The organism is Streptomyces sp. L500 (assembly GCF_054551825.1).
This window is the reverse complement of record NZ_JBTOLC010000004.1, coordinates 76,182-97,188: the sequence shown is the minus strand read 5'-3', so window position 1 is coordinate 97,188 and position 21,007 is coordinate 76,182. Positions and strand designations below refer to the sequence as shown.

The following is a 21,007-nucleotide window of genomic DNA, read 5'->3' as shown; positions in this document are numbered from 1 at the left end:
TCGTGTGCCTCACAGCCTAGGAACGGCCGCGCGCCCCCGGCAAGCGAATTTCCTTGGGCATCGATTTCGGCGAAGTCGGTGTGGGGTGCGCCGGGGTCGAGTTGAATGCCGGTCGTGCAGGACTTGCAGGGCACGCGGACACGTCCAGCGGGGGGTATCTCGTGACGGCTCCACACCAGCCCGGCCCCACCGGCCACCGGGCGGCCCCGGAGAGCGAGGACCACGACCTCCTGGCGGCGCTTCTCGACGGCATGGACGCGGCACTGTGCGCGTTCGACGCCGACGGTCACGTCACCCACTGGAACCGCGAGGCCGAGCGGATACTCGGCTGGACGCCCGAGGAGGCCGTGGGCCGCCGGGGCCTGGGCGGCTGGGCCGCCCGCGAGGCGGACGCCGAGGAGGTCACCGGGCGGCTGCTGGGCGTGATGAAGTCGCCGGGCCGCCAGGTGGACGAGTTCGCGCTGCTCACCAAGGACGGCCGGCGGGTGCTCGTCCGCGTCCAGTCCTCCACCGTGCCCGGCACGGACGGCAGACCGGCGGGGGTGTACTGCGCGTTCAGCGAGGTGCACACCCAGATCGACCTGGAACGGTCCGTCGCCCTGAGCGAGGCGCTGTTCGGCGACGCGTCCTGGGGCGTGGTGCTGGTCGACGCCGACCTGCGCCCCGCCCTGGCCAACGCCCACGCCGCCCGCGCCCTGCGCACGAGCCGCACCGCCCTACTGGGCCGCCCCCTGGGCGAACTGCTCGACCAAGGCGTCGAGGAAGTGGAGGGCGCCCTCCAGCACGTCCTGGCCGCCGGCGCGCCGCCCGCGCCCACCGAGCTGTGGGTGACCGTCCGCGACCACGGCGGCGGCCCCTCGCCCGTCCCGGAGCGGCGCTGCTGGCGCAGCGGTTTCCTGCGGCTGGCCACCCCGCTGGTCGAGGAACCCGTCCCCCTGGGCGTGGCCTGGCTGTTCCTCGACGTCACCAAGACCCGGCTGGCGGAGCAGGAGAGCGCCCGGCTGCGCTTCCGGGGCAGCCAGCTGCACCGGGCTGGGCGGGCGGTCGCGGAGTGCGAGGACCCCATGGAGGCCGCGGCCCTCTACATGGACTTCGCCCTCGCGGGCTTCGCCGACCACGCCCTGATCGACCTGCTGCCCGAGCCCCGGCCCGTCCCGGAGGGCCCGATCCGGCTGATCCGCGCCGCGGCGACGCCCGCCTGGGCCCCGGGCCAGGGCCCCCTGACCTCGGCGGGCGGCCTGCCGGTCCCCTACCTCGACGGTCACCCGGCGCTCCAGGCCGTCGAGCGCTGCGGCTCGGTGCGTGCGGCGGCGGACCGTTCGGAGAACTGGGCCGCCACCCGCAAATGGCCCGACGGCACCCGCCACGCCCTGTCCACGGCCCTGCGCAGCCGGGGCCGGACGGTGGGCGTCGTCACCTTCCTACGAGGCGGCTCGCGCCGCGCCTTCGACCGCGCGGACGCGATCTACGCGGAGGACATCGCCTCCCGGGTGGCGGCCTCGATCGACCTGGCGGTGACGACGGCGGGCTGAAGCCCTCAGTGGTGCCGGAAGAAGATCCGGTCGCCGTACTCCGCCAGCACCCGCCCGTTCCACTCGTGGCCACCGTCCACGTTGCCCGACCGCAGCATCGGCGGGTCGATGCCGCGCGCCGCGAGCTCCCCGGCCGCCGCGGCCATGACGGCCTGCATCACGGCGCTCGCCACGACCGTCGACGCGGGCCCGAAGGGCGCCGCGATGCCCTCGGAGGTCAGCTCCGCGTCCCCCACAGTGATCTTGGTGTCGACGACGACGTCGCAGTGGTCCTTCAAGAACGTTCCGGACACATGGCGGGATCGGGTCTCCTCGGCATAGGCCAGGGACGTGACCCCGATGACCCCGAGACCGAGGGCGCGGGCGTTCATGGCCATCTCGACGGGCAGCGCGTTGCGCCCGGAGAGGGAGATGACGACGAGGACGTCGCCCGGCCGCGCGGGGCTGGTGTCCAGGACCGCCCCGGCCAGCCCGTCCACCCGCTCCAGCGCGCTGCCCAGCGTGGCGGGCATGACGTCGATGCCGACGACGCCCGGCACGGCCAGCAGGTTCACCAGGGCGAGCCCGCCCGCGCGGTAGACGACGTCCTGGGCGGGGAGCGAGGAGTGCCCGGCGCCGAAGACGAAGATCCGGCCGCCGTCCGCCACCGTGCCGGCGATCAAGGCACCGGCGTCCGCGACGGCGCCCGCCTCCTCGTCGCGCACCCGCCGCAGCAGGCCGATCGCGGCGTCGAAGAACTGCCCGGCCGGCTTACTGTCGCTCATCGCTGCGGGACTCCTTGGCTCGACTCGGCTCGACGCTCGCCCGACGCCCGACGCCCGACGCCCGACGACGGAACACGCGTGGCAGGACATATCCCCCCGGTTCGCACCCCGGACGACTGTCGTGGCGCGGATCACGTTGCGTGCTGGACCAGGGCGCTGTCAATACGGACGAGGCGGGCGGAGGCGTGGGCGGCCCCGTTGTCGGTGCCATGCGTCAGAATTGAGTCCAGGGCCAGCGCACGACTTATCGAGGGGCACGGCATGTCCGGACTGATCGACACCACGGAGATGTACCTCCGCACCATTCTCGAGCTGGAAGAGGAAGGTGTGGTCCCCATGCGCGCCCGCATCGCCGAGCGGCTCGATCAGAGCGGCCCGACGGTCAGCCAGACCGTGGCCCGTATGGAGCGCGACGGACTGGTCACGGTCGCGGGCGACCGCCACCTGGAGCTCACGGAGGAGGGCCGGCAGCTGGCCACCCGCGTGATGCGCAAGCACCGGCTGGCCGAGTGCCTGCTCGTCGACGTGATCGGCCTGGAGTGGGAGCAGGTGCACGCCGAGGCCTGCCGCTGGGAGCACGTGATGAGCGAGGCCGTCGAGCGGCGGGTGCTGGAGCTGCTGCGCCACCCCACGGAGTCGCCGTACGGCAACCCGATCCCGGGCCTGGAGGAGCTGGGCGAGAAGGCCGAGGCCGACCCGTTCCTCAATGACGGCATGGTCAGCCTGATGGATCTGGAGCCGGGCACCGACGGCAAGACCGTCGTCGTGCGCCGCATCGGCGAGCCGATCCAGACCGACGCCCAGCTGATGTACACGCTGCGCCGCGCCGGGGTGCAGCCGGGTGCGGTGGTCAGTGTGACGGAGTCGCCCGGTGGAGTGATGGTGGGAAGCAGTGGCGAGGCCGCCGAGCTGGCGGCGGACATCGCCGCGCATGTCTTCGTCGCCAAGCGCTGACCTGCCTCGACGCCGGAGACGGACCGGCCGCGCCGGGTACGTATACCGCCTTACGTAAAGCTGCCGAGCCGCGGCGGAATCGGCGCGCCCGGGGCCGAGCCGTGCCACGCTGGCGCTGAGTGCCGAAACGCATATGCGCGCGCAGCCGACCGGGGGGAGGGGCTGGGATGAGGCCGGCGGACCGGCGTCGACACGGAACGGGGCTCCAGCGAGAAGGACCCCGGCGACACGGAAAGCGACACGGAAAAGGGCCCCGGCGCCCTTACGAGCGGCCGGGGCCCCACCTCCCCGTTCTCCCCCACAGCGACCCGGAGCCCCGAGCTCCCAGGGTGCGCCGCGCGGACCTTCTTCCCCGAACGGTCCGCGCCCAGATCGATTCCTCCCCTGGTCGCAGACGGTCAATCCTTCCGCCCGGTCACTCGAACGAGGGGTGTTGCGCGCGACAACGGTTCATTCGAATGGAAGTTCCATAGGGTGGAGCTGCTCGGGGGAGACGAGGGGGTGCCAGGGCTCATGGTGCGGCGCATCGAGGTGACGGGAAGCGGCGGAGTGCGGCTCGCCGCCTGGGAGTTCGCCGAACCGCCGAAGGCCGGCGGCAGCGGGCGGTACGACGGCGGGCCGGTGCCGGGCCCCGGTTCCCGGCCGGGCGGGGTGCTCCTCCTCCACGGCCTCCTGGGCCGCGCCGCGCACTGGGCGCAGACGGCCCGCTGGCTCTCCACGCGCTACCGCACGATCGCCCTCGACCAGCGCGGCCACGGCCGCAGCGACAAGCCCGTCAGCGGCCCCTACGCCCGCGAGGCATATGTCGCCGACGCGGAGGCGGCGGTCGAGCAGCTCGGCCTCGCGCCCGTCACCCTGATCGGCCACGCCATGGGCGCCCTCACCGCCTGGCAGCTCGCCGCCCGCCGCCCCGACCTCGTCCGCGCCCTGGTCATCTGCGACATGCGCGCCTCGGCCCTCGGCGCGGCCACCCAGCGCGAGTGGAGCCAGTGGCTGGGCTCCTGGCCGGTGCCGTTCGCCACGCTCGCGGACGTACGGAAGTGGTTCGGCGAGGACGATCCGACGCTGGAGCGCCCCGCCCCCAGCCGGGGGGATTTCTACGCGGAGGTGATGGCGGAGCGCGCCGACGGCTGGCGGCCGCTGTTCTTCCGCCGCCAGATGCTCCAGGCCCGCGAGGGCTACGCCCATGACGCGCACTGGGAGGAGCTGGCCCTGGTCGAGTGCCCGACGCTGGTCGTCCGCGGCCTGGACGGCGCGCTGGGGCGGGCGGAGGCCCAGGAGATGGTCCGCGTCCTGCCGCGCGGCCGCTACGCCGAGGTGCCGGACGCGGGCCATCTGATCCATTACGACCAGCCGGACGGCTGGCGGCGCGTCACCGAGCCCTTCCTGGACGCGGCGGTTCCGGCGTAAGGACCGAGGGGGCCAAGGATCGAGAGAACCGCTGATTAATTCAACAGTCGTTGACATACTGGCCCGACCGGGTGTGCACTGGTGGTACGAGCCGAGCCCCGGCCGTGCCGGGGCGATTCACCGGGAGCTGTCATGTCCGAGTCCGCCACGTCCGGGTTCACCGCGGACGTCCTGGTCGTAGGGGCCGGCCCGACCGGCCTCCTTCTCGCCGGCGATCTCGCCGCCGCGGGCGTGCGGGTCGTGGTGCTGGAGAAGCGCGCCGAGGAATCCAACCTCACCCGCGCCTTCGCCATCCACGCGCGCACCCTGGAGGTGCTCGACGCCCGCGCGCTCGCCGAGCCGCTGATCGCGACCGGCACGTTCATTCCCGGCGTACGGCTCCCCGGCGGCGCCCGCGTCGAGATGGCCGCCCTCGACAGCCGCTTCGCCGGCGTCCTGATCACCCCCCAGTACGAACTGGAAGGGCTGCTGGAGAAGCGCGCGCTCGCGGCCGGCGCCGAGATCCGGCGCGGCGCGCGGGTGACCGGGCTGCGACAGGACGCGGAGGGCGTCGACGTGGACGTGGCGCCCGCCGAGGAGGGCGGGGAGCCCGTCATCCTCCGGAGCCGCTATGTCGTCGGCACGGACGGGGTGCGCAGTGCCGTCCGCGAGGCGATCGGCATGCCCTTCCCGGGGCAGGCCGTCCTGCGCTCGGTCATGCTCGCCGACGTCCGGCTGGACGCCGCGCCGGACGAGGTGCCCGCCTTCAAGGGCACGACCGAGTGCTTCGCGATCATCGTCCCCTTCGGCGACGGCTGGTACCGCGTCATCGCCTGGGACCGGAACGCGGATCTGCCCTCCAGCGCCCCCGTCGACTTCGAGAACCTCAAGGCCGTCACCCGGACCGCCTTCGGCAAGGACTTCGGCATCCGCGACCCCCGCTGGACCTCGCGCTTCCACAGCGACGAACGCCAGGTGCCGCGCTACCGGGACGGCCGGGTCTTCCTCGCGGGCGACGCCGCGCACGTCCACTCCCCGGCCGGCGGCCTGGGCCTCAACGCGGGCGTCCAGGACGCCGCCAACCTCGGCTGGAAGCTCGCCGCCGTCCTCGCCGGCCGGGGCGGCGAACGCCTCCTCGACAGCTACCACGAGGAGCGGCACCCGGTCGGCGCGATGGTGCTGCGCATCAGCGGCGCCCTCATCCGCGCGGTCCTGGCGTCCACGCCGCTCACCAGGGGCGTGCGCAACGCGGTGGGCACCGTGGCCCGCCTCGCGCCGTTCGCGGTGCGCCGGGCGGCGCTCTACGTCTCCGGCATCGGCATCCACTACCCGGCCCCGCCCGGCTCCCACCCCCTGACGGGCCACCGGGCCCCGGACCTGCCCCTGGCGGAGCTGGACGGCCACCCCTCACGACTGTACGAGGCCCTCCGGGCGGGCACGTACGTACGGGTGGTGCCGAGGAAGGCCGACGTGAAGGCCGAGCCCGGCGTCCTGACGGTGACCCGCGCGGACGCCCAGCGCACCACCCTCCTCGTCCGCCCGGACGGCTACGTGGAGTCCGCGTCGGAGAGCTGAGGCCGGGGCCCGCCCCACCCGAGTCCGCCCGGCCGGGGCGCCCGCACGGCACCCCGGCCGGTGGGTCACTCGGTGGTCGTCGGCGTAGTGGTCGCCTGCAACACCCCGAACGTCGCGCCGAACGGGTCGCGGAGCATCGCCACGCGGGCCACGCCCGGTACGTCGATCGGTGGGATGAGCGTCTCGGCGCCGCGTTCCGTGGCCGTCTTCGCCACGCCGTCGCAGTCGCGGGTCGCGAAGTACGGGTGCCATTCGGAGCGTGAGCCCGCTGCCAGGTTTTCGGGGAGCAGTTGCATGATGGCGCCGTGCTGGGCCTCCCGGCCGGAGCCGGAGGGGGAGATGATGGCGAGGACGTGGGTGCCGACCTCGATCTCCCAGCCGGTGTCCCAGGGGAGGACCGCACCGTAGAAGGTTTTAGCCGCGGCCGCGTCCGTGGTGTAGAGCTCGGTCCAGCAGAGCGCGCCGGCGGTGTTGATCGCGTCCAGGGAGTCGACCTCGCGCGGCTGCCAGACGGCGAAGCGGGCGCCGGTCGGGTCGGTGAAGCCGGCCGCGCGGCCGGCCATCAGGACGTCGTGGGCCGCGAAGCGGACCATGCCGCCCGCCTGCTCCACGGCCTTGGCCGTGGCGTCGGCGTCCGCGGTGCGGAAGTAGATCTGCCACTCGGCGGCCGTGCCGGCCTCCGCCAGCGGGCCGCAGCTCGCCACGGTCCTCCCGGCCAGGCGGAAGAGCCCGAACTCCCGTTCCTCCGGCCCCACGGGCTCGTACCGCCAGCCGAAGACGTCGCCGTAGAAGGCGGCGGACGCGGCGGCGTCCGGGGTCGTGAGGCCGAGCCAGTTGGGCCCGCCCGGTACCTGCGTCGCTGTGAGCATGACGAACTCCTCGTCCTCGGCAACTCCCGCACGCCAACCCCCTGAGCATGCCCACCCGGAGGCCCCGACTCGCCCGGGTTCGGCCTCTCGGTCCCGGACGCGCCACGCGGCGATGGCAGGCTTGGGGCATGCGTCCCTTCCGTCCCGCCCTCGCCGCCGCCGTCCTGGGAATCGCCGCATCGGCCCTGCTCCTCCCGTCGGGCGTCCTCCCGCCGGGCACCACGCCCGCGCGCGCCGACGGGAGCGGCCGCGAGACGCCCTCCGGCTTCACCATCGAGGACTCCCGCATCAAGGAGTCCAGCGGCCTGGCCGCCAGCCGGGCCCACCCCGGCGTCTACTGGACGCACAACGACAGCGGCGACGGCCCGTACGTCTACGCCGTGGACAGCCGGACCGGGCGCACGGTCGCCCGGGTGACGCTCGACGGCGTCGACGCCCGGGACGTCGAGGCGATCTCCCTCGGCCCCGACGGGAACCTCTACCTGGGCGACATCGGCGACAACCTCGGCGGCACCTGGCCCGACGTCCGCGTCCACCGCTTCCCCGAGCCGAAGGAGCTCACGGGCGACATCACCGTCACCCCCACCACCTACACCGTCCGCTACGAGGACGGGCCGCGCGACGCCGAGTCCCTGATGGTCCACCCCCGCACCGGCCGGGTCTACATCGTCAGCAAGAAGCAGTCCGGGAAGGGGGCCCTCTACGAGGCCCCGGAGCCGCTCTCCGCGTCCGGCGTGAACACGTTCCGCCGCGTCGCCGACATCGACGTATGGGCCACGGACGCGGCGTTCTCCCCCGACGGCACCCGGCTCGTCGTCCGCGGCTACTTCGACGCCCGCGTCTACCGCTGGGAGAACGGCCGCCCGGTGAAGGAGCTCGGCCGTCCCGTCGTGCCCCTGCAACGCCAGGGCGAGTCGGTGACGTTCACCCCCGACGGCCGGACGCTGATGTACGGCTCGGAGGGCGCCCGCAGCAAGGTCGTCCCGATCGAGCTCGACGACGAGCTCCTGCCGGACAGCGCCGCGAAGCGAAAGGGGGAGGACAAGGGCGGTGCCGGGCAGGCCGCCGACGTGGGCTCGGACGGCGGCCCCCACACCCTGACCCTCGGAGCCGGCGCCCTCGCCGTCGTGGCCGCCCTGGCCCTCGCCCTCCGCCGGCTGTTCCGGCGGCGTACATAAAAGGCGAACATAAAAAAAGGGGGAGGGCGCGCGCCCTCCCCCCCAACCGGCTCTCAGCCCAGCCGCTCGATCACATAGTCCACGCACGCCGTCAGCGCCTCGACGTCCGCCGGGTCGATCGCCGGGAACATCGCCACCCGCAGCTGGTTGCGGCCCAGCTTGCGGTACGGCTCGGTGTCCACGACGCCGTTGGCCCGCAGGGCCTTGGCGACGGCCGCCGCGTCCACGTCGTCCGAGAAGTCGATCGTGCCGATGACCGCCGACCGCTTCGCCGGGTCCGCGACGAACGGGGACGCGTGCTTGGACGCCTCCGCCCAGCCGTACAGCGTCCGCGCCGACGTCGCCGTGCGCCGCACCGCCCAGTCCAGGCCGCCCTGGCCGTTGAGCCACTCCAGCTGCTGGTTCAGCAGGAACAGGGTGGAGAGGGCGGGGGTGTTGTACGTCTGGTTCTTCAGGGAGTTGTCGATCGCCGTCGGCAGCGAGAAGAACTCCGGGACGTGCCGCCCGGACGCGTGGATCCGCGCCGCCCGCTCCAGGGCCGCCGGGGAGAAGACCGCCAGCCACAGGCCGCCGTCGGCGGCGAAGGACTTCTGCGGGGCGAAGTAGTAGACGTCGCTCTGGGCGATGTCCACGGGCAGGCCGCCCGCGCCGGACGTGGCGTCGACCAGCACCAGCGCGCCCTCGTCGGCACCCGCGACGCGCTTGACGGGCGCGGCGACACCGGTGGAGGTCTCGTTGTGGGTGAGGGCGTAGACGTCGACGCCCGCCTCCGCCTCCGCCTCCGGGTGGGTGCCCGGCTCGGAGGAGATCACCGTCGGCTCGGCCAGCCAGGGCGCCAGCTTCGCGGCCTTGGCGAACTTCGACGAGAACTCGCCGAAGGACAGGTGCTGCGACTTGGACTCGATGAGACCGTGCGTGGCGATGTCCCAGAACGCGGTGGAGCCGCCGTTGCCGAGGATCACCTCGTAGCCCTCGGGGAGGGAGAAGAGCTCCCGGATGCCGTCGCGCACGCTGCCGACCAGGTTCTTCACCGGGGCCTGGCGGTGGGACGTGCCGAGGAGGGAGGTGCCGGTCGCGGCCAGGGCGTCGAGCGCCTCCGTCCGCACCTTGGACGGGCCCGCGCCGAAACGACCGTCGGCGGGCTTGATGTCAGCGGGAATCTGGATATCAGCCACGGCCGCAGCCTAGTCCGTGCCTTCTGCCTGCGGAAACGTCCCGTCCACCCGATGAGACGATTCCGCCGGTAACCTCCACGGTCCGCCGGTAACCTCCCCGGTCCGGGGGAAGGGTGGTCGTATGGGCGATCACAGCAGTCACGACGGTCCCGCAGACGAGCTACGCGCGTCCCTCCGCGCATCCGTGCGCGGCGACGTCGACTTCACCGCCTCCGCCCGCGCCCTCACGACCATGGACGCCTCCAACTACCGCCGCGTTCCGCTCGGGACCGTCGCACCCCGCGACGCCGACGACGTCGCCGCCGCGCTCGCCGTCTGCCGCGAGCACGGGGTCCCGGTGGTGGCGCGCGGCGGCGGGACGTCGATCGCCGGGCAGGCGACCGGCGAGGGCGTGGTCCTCGACTTCACCCGGTACATGACCGACGTCGTACGGATCGACCCCGAGGCCCGCACCGCCGTCGTCCGGCCCGGCGTCGTCCTCGACACGCTCCGGACGGCGGCCGGCGCGCACGGGCTGACCTTCGGGCCGGACCCGTCGACGCACGGCCGCTGCACCCTCGGCGGGATGATCGGCAACAACGCCTGCGGCGCCCATTCGGTGGCCTGGGGCACCACGGCCGACAACGTCCTCGCCCTGGACGTGCTGACGTACGGCGGCGAACACGCCCGACTCGGCGCAGGCAGAGGGCTCGACGGGCTCCCTACCCGCCTCGCGAGGGGCGTACGGGCCCTCGTGGACGGCCACTTGGCCCTCCTCCGCACCGGCTTCCCCTCCCCCACCCTCCCCCGCCGCATCTCCGGTTACGCGCTCGACGCCCTGCTGCCCGAGCGCGGCACGGACCTCGTCCGGGCCTTCACCGGCACCGAGGGCACCCTCGGGCTGATCACCGAGGCGACCGTCCGGCTCGTCGCCGCCCCCGCCGCCCGCGCGCTGGTGGTGCTCGGTTACCCCGACGAGGGCTCGGCCGCCGACGCCGCGTCCGTCCTCCTGCCGCACAAGCCCCTGACGGTCGAGGGCATGGCGGCCGACCTGGTCCCGGGCCCGGACCGGGACGCGCTGCCGAAGGGCGCGGCCTGGCTCTTCGTCGAGGTCGGCGGCGCCACGCCCGGCGAGGCGGCGGCCCGGGCGGAGGAACTCCGCCGGGCGGCCGCCGCCGACGGCGCGAGCGGCCACGCCGTGCTGACCGAACCGGCCGCCCAACGGGCCCTGTGGCGCGTGCGCGAGGACGCGGCCGGCACCGCGACCCGGCTGCCCGACGGCGGCGAGGCCTGGCCGGGCTGGGAGGACTGCGCCGTTCCGCCGCAGCGCCTCGGCGCGTACCTGCGGGAGTTCCGGGCGCTGCTGGGCCGCCACGGGCTGCGCGGCGCGCCCTTCGGGCACTTCGGCGAGGGCTGTGTGCACATCCGCCTCGACGTCGACCTCCTGACCCCGGCGGGAGTGCGCCGCTACCGCGACTTCTCCCACGACATGGCGGACCTCGTCGTCGCCCACGGCGGCTCGCTCTCCGGCGAGCACGGCGACGGCCAGGCCCGGGCGGAGCTGCTCCCCCGGATGTACGGGACGGAGGCCGTCCACCTCTTCGAGCGCTTCAAGGACCTCTGGGACCCGGCGGGCGGCCTCAACCCCGGCATGATCGTCCGCCCCTACCCACTGGACCGGAACCTCCGCTTCGAGGTGCTGCCCAAGGGGCCGGTCCCCGTGGAGTTCGGCTATCCGGAGGACGGCGGGGACTTCACGGCGGCGGTCCGGCGGTGCGTCGGAGTGGCCAAGTGCCGGGAGACGACGGCCGGTACGGGTGTGATGTGCCCGTCCTACCGGGTCACCCGTGACGAGCGGCACTCCACCCGGGGCCGGGCCCGGCTGCTGCACGAGATGCTGGCGGGCGAGCTCGTCACGGACGGCTGGCGCTCGGAGGAGGTGCGCGAGGCCCTCGACCTGTGCCTGGCGTGCAAGGGCTGCCGCAGCGACTGCCCGGTGGGCGTGGACATGGCCACGTACAAGGCCGAGTTCCTCCACCACCACTACGCGGGCCGGCTGCGGCCCGCCGCCCACTACTCGATGGGCCGGCTGCCGGTCTGGCTCCGGGCGGCCGCCGCCGTACGGGCCGCGCCCGTGCTCAACGGACTGGCACGGGTACGACCACTGGCGGCCGCCGCCAAGCGGCTGGGCGGCATCGCCCCGGAACGGGACATCCCACCGCTGGCGGCGGAACCTTTCACCAGGTGGTGGCGGGGGCGGGAGCGTCGTGGCAGCGCGCACCACCACGGAAGCCCGCCACCCGATGCCGCGAACCGCCTGATCCTTTTCCCCGACACCTTCACCGACCACCTCTCCCCCGGCGTGGGCCGCGCCGCCGTCGCCGTCCTGGAGGACGCCGGGCTGCACGTCACCGTCCCGGCCAGGCCCGTTTGCTGCGGCCTGACCTGGCTGAGCACCGGCCAGCTCGACCGCGCCCGCGCCGTCATGCGCCGGACACTCGACACGCTCGACGCCCCCGACACCCCCGCCCCCCTCCTCGTCCTCGAACCGAGCTGCGCCGCCGCCCTCCGCACCGACCTCCCGGAGCTGCTTCCGGACGATCCGCGCGCCGCGCGCCTCGCCGCGTCCGTACGGACCTTCGCGCAGGTCCTTGAGGAGCGCGCCCCGCACTGGGAGCCGCCCCGCGTCGGCCGGCCCGTCGCCGGGCAGACGCACTGCCACCAGCACGCCGTGCTCGGCGACGCGGCCGAGCGCCGCCTCCGCGAAAAGGCGGGCCTGCACGGCGACTTGAGCGGCGGATGCTGCGGCCTCGCCGGTGACTTCGGCTTCACGCGCGGCCACTACGACGTGTCCGTCGCCTGCGCCGAGGAACAGCTGCTCCCCGCCCTGCGCCGGGCGCCCGAGGGGGCGTACGTCCTCGCGGACGGGTTTTCCTGCCGTACACAGATTCGTCAACTCGCGGACACCGAAAGCCTTCATCTGGCCGAGGCGCTGGCCCGCCACCTCCCCTCCTCGCCCTCGCCGACCGGCCGAAAATGATGCAAGCACGCTTGCTTGTTTCCGGGCCCGCTGTCACCCTCCGGTGCCATGCCCGAACCCGCTTCCGCCCCGGTGCTGCGTGTCGGCAACGCCTCCGGCTTCTACGGCGACCGTTTCGACGCCCTGCGCGAGATGCTCACCGGCGGCCCCCTGGACGTCCTGACCGGCGACTACCTCGCCGAGCTGACCATGCTCATCCTCGGCCGGGACCGGCTGAAGGATCCCGGGACCGGCTACGCGCGCACCTTCCTCGGCCAGTTGGAGGAGGGCCTGGGGCTGGCCGCCGATCGCGGCGTGAAGATCGTCGCCAACGCGGGCGGCCTCAACCCCTCCGGGCTCGCCGAGCGGATCGCGGAGCTCGCCGACCGCGTCGGCGTTCCAGCGCGCATCGGCTACGTCACCGGTGACGACCTCCTGACGGACGGGGTCCCCGAAGCCCCCTGGATCAAGGGCGCCCTCACCGCCAACGCCTACCTCGGCGGCGCGGGCATCGCCGAGTGCCTGCGGGCGGGCGCGGACATCGTGGTGACCGGCCGGGTGACGGACGCGGCGCTGGTCACCGGCCCGGCGATGGCCCACTTCGGCTGGACCGACGACGATCTCGACCCGCTCGCGGGCGCGGTCGTCGCCGGGCACATATTGGAGTGCGGCACGCAGGCGACGGGCGGCAACTACTCCTTCTTCCAGGACGTCCTCGGCGAGCACACCCCGCCACGCCCCGGCTTCCCGCTCGCCGAGATCCACGCCGACGGCTCCGCCGTCATCACCAAGCACCCGGGGACGGGCGGCGCGGTGACCGTCGGGACGGTCACCGCGCAGCTGCTGTACGAGACGGCGGGCGCCCGCTACCCCGGGCCCGACGTGACCGCCCGGCTGGACACGGTGCGGCTCACCGCCGACGGCCCGGACCGGGTGCGCGTCGACGGGGTGCGCGGCGAGTACCCGCCGCCCACGCTGAAGGTGGGCGTCACCCGTGCCGGGGGCCACCGTTACGAGGTCACCTTCGTGCTGACCGGCCTGGACGTCGAGGCCAAGGCCCGGCTCGTCCGCGCGCAGCTCGACGGGGTGCTCGCCGTCCACCACCCCGCCGAGGTCCGCTGGACCCTCGCCCGTACGGACCGGTCCGACGCGCCCGTCCAGGAGGAGGCGAGCGCGCTGCTGCGCCTGGTGGTGCGCGACCGCGACTCCGAGGCGATCCGGGCCGTCCGGGCGGCGTGCGTCGAGCTGGCCCTGGCCAGCTACCCCGGCTTCCACATCGCCGCGCCGCCCGGCAAGGGCACGCCGTACGGGGTGTTCGAGGCGGCGTACGTGCCGCCGGAGGCGGTCCGGCACGTGGCCGTGCTGCCGGACGGCGCGCGGGTGCCGGTCCTGCCGCCGCCGGCCCGGACCGGGGGCCGGGGCGCGGCCGTGGGCCGCCCGGCGGTGCTGCTGCCCGACCCGCTGCCCGCCGGGCCCACGCGCCGGGCGCCCCTGGGGCTGATCGCGGGGGCGCGCAGCGGGGACAAGGGAGGCAGCGCGAACATCGGTGTGTGGGCGCGTGGCGAGGGTGCGTGGCGCTGGCTCGCGCACGAGCTGACCGTACCGAGGCTGCGGCAACTGCTGCCGGAGACGTCCGGGTTCGTCGTGGAGCGGCACGTGCTGCCCAACCTCCGGGCGCTGAACTTCGTCGTGCACGGCCTGCTGGGCGAGGGCGTCGCCTCCCAGGCCCGCTTCGACCCGCAGGCCAAGGCCGTGGGCGAGTGGCTGCGCTCCCGGCACGTGGACCTCCCCGAATCGCTGCTGCGGGAGTTACGCGAGACACGGGAGACACGAGGGCTGGAGGAGCTGTGACCGTCCTGCGCTCCGCCCTCGATCCGGCCTCCGCCGACCACGTGGCCAACCGCGCCGCCATGCTGGCCAAGCTCGCCGAGGTCCAGGCCGAGCACGCCAAGGCCGTCGCGGGCGGCGGCGAGAAGTACACCGCCCGGCACCGCGCCCGCGGCAAGCTGCTCGCCCGCGAGCGCGTCGAGCTGCTGCTCGACCCCGACACCCCGTTCCTGGAGCTGTCACCCCTGGCGGGCTGGGGCAGCGACCACACCGTCGGCGCGTCGCTCGTCACCGGCATCGGCGTGGTCGAGGGCGTCGAGTGCCTGATCACCGCCAACGACCCGACCGTGCGCGGCGGGGCCAGCAACCCCTGGACGCTCAGGAAGGCGCTGCGGGCCAACGAGATCGCCCGCGCCAACCGGCTGCCGGTGATCTCGCTGGTGGAGTCGGGCGGCGCGGACCTGACCGGCCAGAAGGAGATCTTCATCCCGGGCGGCGCGCTCTTCCGCGACCTGACGAGGCTGTCGGCCGCCGGCATCCCCACGATCGCCGTCGTCTTCGGCAACTCCACGGCGGGCGGCGCGTACGTCCCCGGCATGTCCGACCACGTGATCATGGTGAAGGAACAGGCCAAGGTCTTCCTGGGCGGCCCGCCGCTGGTGCGGATGGCCACGGGCGAGGAGAGCGACGACGAGTCGCTGGGCGGCGCCGCGATGCACGCCCGGACGTCCGGGCTCGCGGACCACTTCGCCACGGACGAGCGGGACGCGCTGCGCCAGGCCCGCCGGATCGTCGCCCGCCTCAACCGGCGCAAGGCCCACCCCGCTCCGCCGCCGTCCTCCGTCGCGCCCCCGCTGTACGACGAGGAGGAGCTGCTGGGCGTCGTACCGGACGACCTCCGGATCCCGTTCGACCCGCGCGAGGTCGTCGCGCGGATCGTGGACGGCTCGGACTTCGACGAGTTCAAGCCGCTCTACGGCCCGAGCCTGGTGACCGGCTGGGCGCGGCTGCACGGCTACCCCGTCGGCGTCCTCGCCAACGCCCAGGGGGTGCTCTTCAGCGCGGAGTCGCAGAAGGCCGCGCAGTTCATCCAGCTCGCCAACCAGCGCGACATCCCGCTGGTCTTCCTCCACAACACCACGGGCTACATGGTCGGCCGGGCCTACGAGCAGGGCGGCATCATCAAGCACGGCGCGATGATGATCAACGCGGTGTCCAACTCCCGGGTCCCCCACCTGTCCGTCCTCATGGGCGCCTCCTACGGCGCCGGGCACTACGGGATGTGCGGCCGGGCCTACGACCCGCGCTTCCTCTTCGCCTGGCCGAGCGCGAAGTCCGCCGTGATGGGGCCGCAGCAGCTCGCGGGCGTCCTGTCGATCGTCGCCCGCGCGTCGGCGGCGGCGAAGGGCACGCCGTACGACGAGGACGCGGACGTGGCGCTGCGCGCGATGGTCGAGGAGCGGATCGAGGCGGAGTCGCTGCCGCTGTTCCTGTCCGGGCGGCTGTACGACGACGGCGTCATCGACCCGCGCGACACGCGGACCGTGCTGGGCATCTGTCTGTCGGCCGCGCACGGCGCCCCGGTGGAGGGCGCGCGGGGCGGCTTCGGCGTCTTCCGGATGTGACGGATGTGACGGATGTGAGGTCCGAGTGATCGAGTCAATCCTGGTGGCCAACCGCGGCGAGATCGCCTGCCGGGTCTTCCGCACGTGCCGGGAGGCGGGCATCGCCACGGTCGCCGTCCACGCGGACCCGGACGCCGGCGCCCTCCACGTGCGCTCGGCCGACACGGCCGTCCGCCTGCCGGGCACCACGGCGGCGGAGACGTACCTCCGGGGCGACCTCGTCGTACGGGCCGCGCTGACGGCCGGCGCGGACGCCGTGCACCCGGGGTACGGCTTCCTCTCCGAGAACGCGGGCTTCGCGCGGGCCGTCACGGACGCGGGGCTGGTGTGGATCGGCCCTCCTGCGGAGGCCATCGAGGCCATGGCCTCCAAGACCCGCGCCAAGCGGGTCATGGCGGCGGCCGGGGTGCCGCTCCTCGCCCCGCTGGACCCGGCGGGACTGACCGCCTCCGACCTCCCCGTGCTGATCAAGGCGGCGGCGGGCGGCGGCGGACGCGGGATGCGGGTGGTGCGGGATCTCACGGTGCTGCAGGAGGAGTTGGTGTCGGCGCGGGCGGAGGCGGCGGCCGCCTTCGGCGACGGCGAGGTATTCGTCGAACCATACGTGGAGGGGGCGCGCCATGTGGAGGTGCAGGTCCTCGCCGACACCCACGGCACCGTATGGACGCTGGGCACGCGCGACTGCTCCCTCCAGCGCCGCCACCAGAAGGTCGTCGAGGAGGCCCCGGCCCCGGACCTGCCGGACGCGGTGCGCGCCGCCCTGGCCTCGGCCGCCGAGGCGGCGGCACGGGCGATCGGGTACGTGGGCGCGGGGACGGTGGAGTTCCTGCTGCCGGGGGACGGGCGCGGCCCGTACTTCCTGGAGATGAACACGCGGCTCCAGGTAGAGCATCCCGTGACGGAGGCGGTGTATGGGGTGGACCTGGTGGCGCTGCAGATCAGGGTGGCGGAGGGCGCGCGGCTGGGCCCCGTACCGGAACCGTACGGCCACGCGGTGGAGGCCCGCCTGGCGGCGGAGGGGGACGTCTCTCAGCCCGTCCGGCGTTTGAGGACCGGGGGTTCGGGACTCCGCCTGGACGCCGGGTACGCCGAGGGTGACACCGTCCCCTCTCAGTACGACCCCCTCCTGGCGAAGGTCATCGCATGGGCGCCGACCAGGCCGGAGGCGATCCGCAAGCTCGCCCACGCCCTCGAACACGCCGCCGTCCACGGCCCGCACACCAACCGCGACCTGCTCGTACGCGCCCTCCGGCACCCGGAGTTCCTGGCGGGCGCGCCGGACACCGGCTTCCTCGAACGCCACCTCACCGCGCTCACCCGCCCCCGGGACGCGCGCCTGGCCGCCCTCGCGGCGGCCCTGGCCGGCGCCCATCGGCCGGGCGCCTGGCGGAACGTCCCCTCCCAGCCGCAGAGCAAGCGCTACCGTTCGGAACCCGACGGCGCGGAGTACGAGATCCGCTACCACCGCACCCGTGACGGCCTCGTCCCCGAGGACTTCCCGGGCGTGCGCGTCGTGTCGGCGGCCCCCGGCCGCGTCGCCCTGGAGACGGACGGCGTCACCCGCACCTTCGAGGTCACCGCGTACGCCCACGGCCGGGTGCACGTGGACTCGTACGCCCTCACCGCCCTCCCCCGCCTCCCCGACCCCGCCGCCCGCGCGGCGGCCGAACCCGGGGCGCTGCTCGCGCCCATGCCCGGCACGGTCGTGCGCGTGGCGGACGGAATCGCGATCGGAGAGCCGGTGAAAGCGGGGCAACCGCTGTTGTGGCTGGAGGCGATGAAGATGGAGCACCGCGTGACCGCTCCTGTCGACGGCACGCTCACCGCGCTCCACGTGACGCGGGGCCGCCAGGTGGAGACGGGCGAGACGCTCGCCGTGGTGACAGAGACGGTCGGCACGGAGACGGCCGTCACAGAGACGGAGGAAAAGCCATGAGCAGCACGCTCATCGAAACTCCCGAACAGCGCGCCCTCCGCACCGCCGTGGCCGCCCTCGGCGCCCGCTACGGCCGCGCGTACTTCGCCGCGTCCGTACGCGACGGCAAACACACCGACGAGCTGTGGGCGGAGGCCGGCAAGCTCGGCTACCTCGGTGTGAACCTCCCGGAGGAGTACGGCGGCGGGGGCGGCGGCATCACCGAACTCACCATCGTGCTGGAGGAACTGGGCGCCGCGGGCTGCCCGCTACTCCTGCTGGTCGTCTCCCCCGCCATCTGCGGCACGGTGATCGCCCGCTTCGGCACGGACGCGCAGAAGCGCGCGTGGCTGCCGGGCCTCGCGGCCGGAACCACGAGGATGGCCTTCGGGATCACCGAGCCGGACGCCGGCTCCAACTCCCACCGGCTGACCACCACCGCCCGCCGCGACGGCGGCGACTGGCTGCTCACCGGCCGGAAGGTGTTCATCTCCGGCGTGGACGTCGCCGACGCGACGCTGATCGTCGGGCGGACGGAGGACGCGCGGACGGGCCGGCTCAAGCCGTGCCTGTTCATCGTCGACCGTGACGCGCCCGGCTTCACCCGCCGCCGGATCCCCATGGACATCGCCTCCCCGGAGAAGCAGTTCGAGCTCGTCCTCGACGAGGTCCGGCTGCCGGCGGACGCGCTCGTCGGCAACGAGGACGCGGGCCTGCTCCAGCTCTTCGCCGGGCTCAACCCGGAGCGCGTCATGACGGCGGCGTTCGCGATCGGGATGGGCCGGTACGCGATCGCGCGGGCCGTCGAGTACGCCCGCGACCGCCGGGTGTGGGACGAACCGATCGGCGCCCACCAGGCCGTGGCCCACCCGCTCGCACGCTCGCACATCGAGATCGAGCTGGCCCGGCTGATGATGTACAAGGCGGCGCACCTCTACGACGCCGGGGACGACGAGGGCGCGGGCGAGGCGGCGAACATGGCGAAGTACGCGGCCGCCGAGGCGGCGGTCCGGGCCGTCGACCAGGCGGTGCACACCCTCGGCGGCAACGGTCTCAGCTCGGAGTTCGGGCTGGCGTCGCTGATCACGGCGGCTCGGGTGGCACGCGTGGCGCCGGTGAGCCGGGAAATGATCCTGAACTACGTGTCGCACCGGACGCTGGGCCTGCCCAAGTCCTACTGAGCCCAAATCCTGCTGAAAGGAGCCCTCATGCCGGTCCACGACGCGTACGAGCGGGGCGTCACCACCCTGACCCTGGACTCCCCGCACAACCGCAACGCGCTCTCCACCCGTCTGGTGACCGAGTTACGGGAGGGGCTGGCGCGGGCCGCGGACGACGCGCGCACCCGGGCGGTGGTGCTCACCCACACGGGCGGCACGTTCTGCTCGGGCGCCGACCTCGGCGAGCAGCCGGCCCCGACGGGCCCGGAGGCGCTCGTCGGCCTGCTGCGTATGGTCGTGGAACTGCCCAAGCCAGTGGTGGCGTTGGTGCGCGGGCATGTACGGGCGGGGGGCCTGGGGCTGGTGGGGGCGTGCGACATCGCGTTGGCGGACGAAACCTCGACGTTCGCGTTCACGGAGTCGAGGATCGGGCTGGCACCCGCGGTCATCTCCCTGCCGTTGCTGCCCCGTCTGGACCCGAGGGCCGCGAGCCGCTACTACCTGACGGGCGAGCGCTTCGGCGCGGCGGAGGCGGCGCGGATCGGCCTGGTCACGGCAGCGACGGACGCCGTGGACAAGGCGGTGGAAGCGGTCCTGGTCGGACTCCGCAGGGCCTCCCCACAGGGTCTGGCGGAGTCGAAACGCCTGGTCACGGCGGAGGTCCTACGGGCCTTCGACCGTGACGCGGCCGAGCTGGCGGAGCGGTCGACGCGGCTGTTCGCCTCGGCGGAGGCGCGGGAGGGCATGGCGGCGTTCCTGGAGAAGCGGGATCCCGCATGGGCACGTTGACGGACCGCCCGCAGGAGCCCACCACTCCCAGCACCCCCCAGACCCCCACCACCCCCAACCTCCCCAAACAGGACCGCAGCCGGGCCACCCGCCGCCGCCTCCTGGAGGCCGCCGTCGCGTGCCTGGCCGAGCACGGCTGGGCGGGCTCGACGGTCGCGGTCGTCGCCGAGCGCGCGGGGGTGTCGCGAGGGGCGGCCCAGCACCACTTCCCCACCCGCGAGGACCTGTTCACGGCGGCGGTGGAGCATGTGGCGGAGGAGCGGTCGGCGGCGCTGCGGGGGCTGCTGTCCGCCGCCCGCCCGGTCGCGGGCCCGGCCCGTACGTACGCCGTGGTCGAGGGCATCGCGGACCTCTGCACCGGCCCGCTCTTCCGCGCCGCCCTCCAGCTGTGGGTGGCGGCGGCGAACGAGGAGCCGCTCCGGGCCCGGGTGGTGGACCTGGAGGTGCGGGTGGGACGTGAGGTGCACCGGATGGCCGTGGAACTGCTGGGCGCGGACGAGAGCGTCCGAGGCGTACGGGAGACCGTCCAGGGCTTCCTCGACATGGCACGCGGCCTCGGCCTGGCCAACCTCCTCACGGACGACAGCGCCCGCCGCGAACGCGTGGTGGCCCACTGGGCCACCCTCCTCGACGACGTCCTCCGCCCGCGCGGGCGCGGCTGAAGCCCACCAGCGCGTTTCGACCACGACCGAATGCGGGGGCGCGCCCCCCGCCCCCTGTGGAGACTCGTTTCCGTGCTCGTCGCAGGAGCGGCGGGCGTGGACCAGGGATTCAGGATGCACAAGGGGGAATCTCGCATGGCACTTCGTGAGACCGGCAAGCGCAAGCTGTTCCGCCGGGCGGCGGCCGTGGCGGCCGCGACCGCCACGGCGGCCGTGATGGCGGCGGGCACGGCGGAGGCCAAGCCCGCGGACGGGCCGTGGGCCAACTGTCGGTGGGGCGCGGTCTGCATCTACCCGCAGGACCAGAACCCGGCCGTCAGCCCGTCGCACGCGTTCGAGAGCTACGGGCCCCACAACCTGAGCAACCAGTACGGCAACCACTGGGTCCTCAACAACCAGTACGGCGGCGCCTACGCGCGCGCCTGCACCGGCTACAACGGCGGCGGATCCTGCATCGACATCGCCCCGCAGAACGGCCTCTACCTCGACCTGACGCCGATCAACTCGATCGTGCTGGTGCGCCCGTGAGGCGACAGCAGCGCCCCGGAACCGCCCCGCTCCTGAGAACGGGCGGGGCGCGGGGCAGCCGCGTCTG

At 74.1% G+C, this 21,007-nt stretch carries 16 protein-coding genes; 13 read left to right on the top strand and 3 right to left on the bottom strand.

Annotation, left to right across the window (positions count from 1 at the left end; translation table 11 throughout):
- Window positions 1-161: 161 nt before the first annotated feature.
- On the top strand, window positions 162-1,532 hold the full coding sequence (locus ACX9I7_RS06880) for a PAS domain-containing protein (RefSeq protein WP_387575344.1): 1,371 nt from the start codon (window positions 162-164) through the stop codon (window positions 1,530-1,532).
- A 5-nt stretch (window positions 1,533-1,537) separates the two neighbouring features.
- On the opposite strand, the gene ACX9I7_RS06875 is transcribed toward ACX9I7_RS06880, so the two are convergent.
- Complete coding sequence (locus ACX9I7_RS06875) at window positions 1,538-2,296, bottom strand: SIS domain-containing protein (RefSeq protein ID WP_387575346.1); 759 nt, start codon at window positions 2,294-2,296, stop codon at window positions 1,538-1,540.
- Window positions 2,297-2,557: 261 nt separating this feature from the next.
- Here ACX9I7_RS06875 and ACX9I7_RS06870 point away from each other — a divergent pair, with 261 nt between their 5' ends.
- From ACX9I7_RS06870 to ACX9I7_RS06860, 3 genes are all read left to right on the top strand, one after another.
- A complete protein-coding gene (locus tag ACX9I7_RS06870) occupies window positions 2,558-3,250 on the top strand; it encodes a metal-dependent transcriptional regulator (protein ID WP_126915571.1) in 693 nt (230 codons plus the stop codon).
- A gap of 513 nt (window positions 3,251-3,763) precedes the next feature.
- Window positions 3,764-4,660, top strand: a complete 897-nt coding sequence (locus ACX9I7_RS06865) for an alpha/beta fold hydrolase (protein ID WP_387575730.1) — start codon at window positions 3,764-3,766, stop codon at window positions 4,658-4,660.
- Between the two features lie 132 nt (window positions 4,661-4,792).
- Complete coding sequence (locus ACX9I7_RS06860; protein WP_459386793.1) at window positions 4,793-6,214, top strand: FAD-dependent monooxygenase; 1,422 nt, start codon at window positions 4,793-4,795, stop codon at window positions 6,212-6,214.
- A gap of 65 nt (window positions 6,215-6,279) precedes the next feature.
- Here ACX9I7_RS06860 and ACX9I7_RS06855 read toward each other — a convergent pair whose 3' ends face one another.
- Window positions 6,280-7,083 carry a VOC family protein gene (locus ACX9I7_RS06855; protein WP_459386792.1) on the bottom strand — a complete coding sequence of 268 codons (804 nt, stop codon included), beginning with the start codon at window positions 7,081-7,083 and terminating at the stop codon, window positions 6,280-6,282.
- A gap of 128 nt (window positions 7,084-7,211) precedes the next feature.
- On the opposite strand from ACX9I7_RS06855, the gene ACX9I7_RS06850 reads away from it, so the two are divergent.
- The gene (locus ACX9I7_RS06850) at window positions 7,212-8,261 is read left to right on the top strand and encodes a hypothetical protein (protein ID WP_459386791.1); all 1,050 of its coding nucleotides are present in this window, start codon (window positions 7,212-7,214) and stop codon (window positions 8,259-8,261) included.
- 53 nt (window positions 8,262-8,314) lie between these two features.
- Here ACX9I7_RS06850 and serC read toward each other — a convergent pair whose 3' ends face one another.
- A complete protein-coding gene (serC, locus tag ACX9I7_RS06845; protein WP_459386790.1) occupies window positions 8,315-9,436 on the bottom strand; it encodes a phosphoserine transaminase in 1,122 nt (373 codons plus the stop codon).
- Window positions 9,437-9,557: 121 nt separating this feature from the next.
- Here serC and ACX9I7_RS06840 point away from each other — a divergent pair, with 121 nt between their 5' ends.
- The 8 genes from ACX9I7_RS06840 to ACX9I7_RS06805 all read left to right on the top strand — a co-directional run bounded on the left by ACX9I7_RS06840 (window position 9,558) and on the right by ACX9I7_RS06805 (window position 20,940).
- Complete coding sequence (locus ACX9I7_RS06840; RefSeq protein WP_459386789.1) at window positions 9,558-12,455, top strand: FAD-binding and (Fe-S)-binding domain-containing protein; 2,898 nt, start codon at window positions 9,558-9,560, stop codon at window positions 12,453-12,455.
- Window positions 12,456-12,503: 48 nt separating this feature from the next.
- The gene (locus tag ACX9I7_RS06835) at window positions 12,504-14,285 is read left to right on the top strand and encodes an acyclic terpene utilization AtuA family protein (protein WP_459386788.1); all 1,782 of its coding nucleotides are present in this window, start codon (window positions 12,504-12,506) and stop codon (window positions 14,283-14,285) included.
- The gene (locus ACX9I7_RS06830; protein ID WP_459386787.1) at window positions 14,282-15,886 is read left to right on the top strand and encodes an acyl-CoA carboxylase subunit beta; all 1,605 of its coding nucleotides are present in this window, start codon (window positions 14,282-14,284) and stop codon (window positions 15,884-15,886) included. The genes ACX9I7_RS06835 and ACX9I7_RS06830 overlap by 4 nt, the downstream gene beginning before the upstream one ends.
- 25 nt (window positions 15,887-15,911) lie before the next feature.
- Window positions 15,912-17,822 (top strand): acetyl/propionyl/methylcrotonyl-CoA carboxylase subunit alpha, encoded by a 1,911-nt coding sequence (locus ACX9I7_RS06825; RefSeq protein ID WP_459386786.1) that lies wholly within the window; start codon window positions 15,912-15,914, stop codon window positions 17,820-17,822.
- Window positions 17,819-18,982 carry an acyl-CoA dehydrogenase family protein gene (locus ACX9I7_RS06820; RefSeq protein ID WP_459386785.1) on the top strand — a complete coding sequence of 388 codons (1,164 nt, stop codon included), beginning with the start codon at window positions 17,819-17,821 and terminating at the stop codon, window positions 18,980-18,982. Before ACX9I7_RS06825 ends, ACX9I7_RS06820 begins: the two co-directional genes overlap by 4 nt.
- A gap of 27 nt (window positions 18,983-19,009) precedes the next feature.
- Complete coding sequence (locus ACX9I7_RS06815) at window positions 19,010-19,750, top strand: enoyl-CoA hydratase family protein (protein ID WP_459386784.1); 741 nt, start codon at window positions 19,010-19,012, stop codon at window positions 19,748-19,750.
- Entirely contained in the window at window positions 19,738-20,412 is a 675-nt protein-coding gene (locus ACX9I7_RS06810) for a TetR/AcrR family transcriptional regulator (protein WP_459386783.1), read from the top strand. The genes ACX9I7_RS06815 and ACX9I7_RS06810 overlap by 13 nt, the downstream gene beginning before the upstream one ends.
- Before the next feature lie 135 nt (window positions 20,413-20,547).
- Window positions 20,548-20,940, top strand: a complete 393-nt coding sequence (locus tag ACX9I7_RS06805; RefSeq protein WP_387575370.1) for a hypothetical protein — start codon at window positions 20,548-20,550, stop codon at window positions 20,938-20,940.
- The last annotated feature ends 67 nt before the right edge of the window (window positions 20,941-21,007 follow it).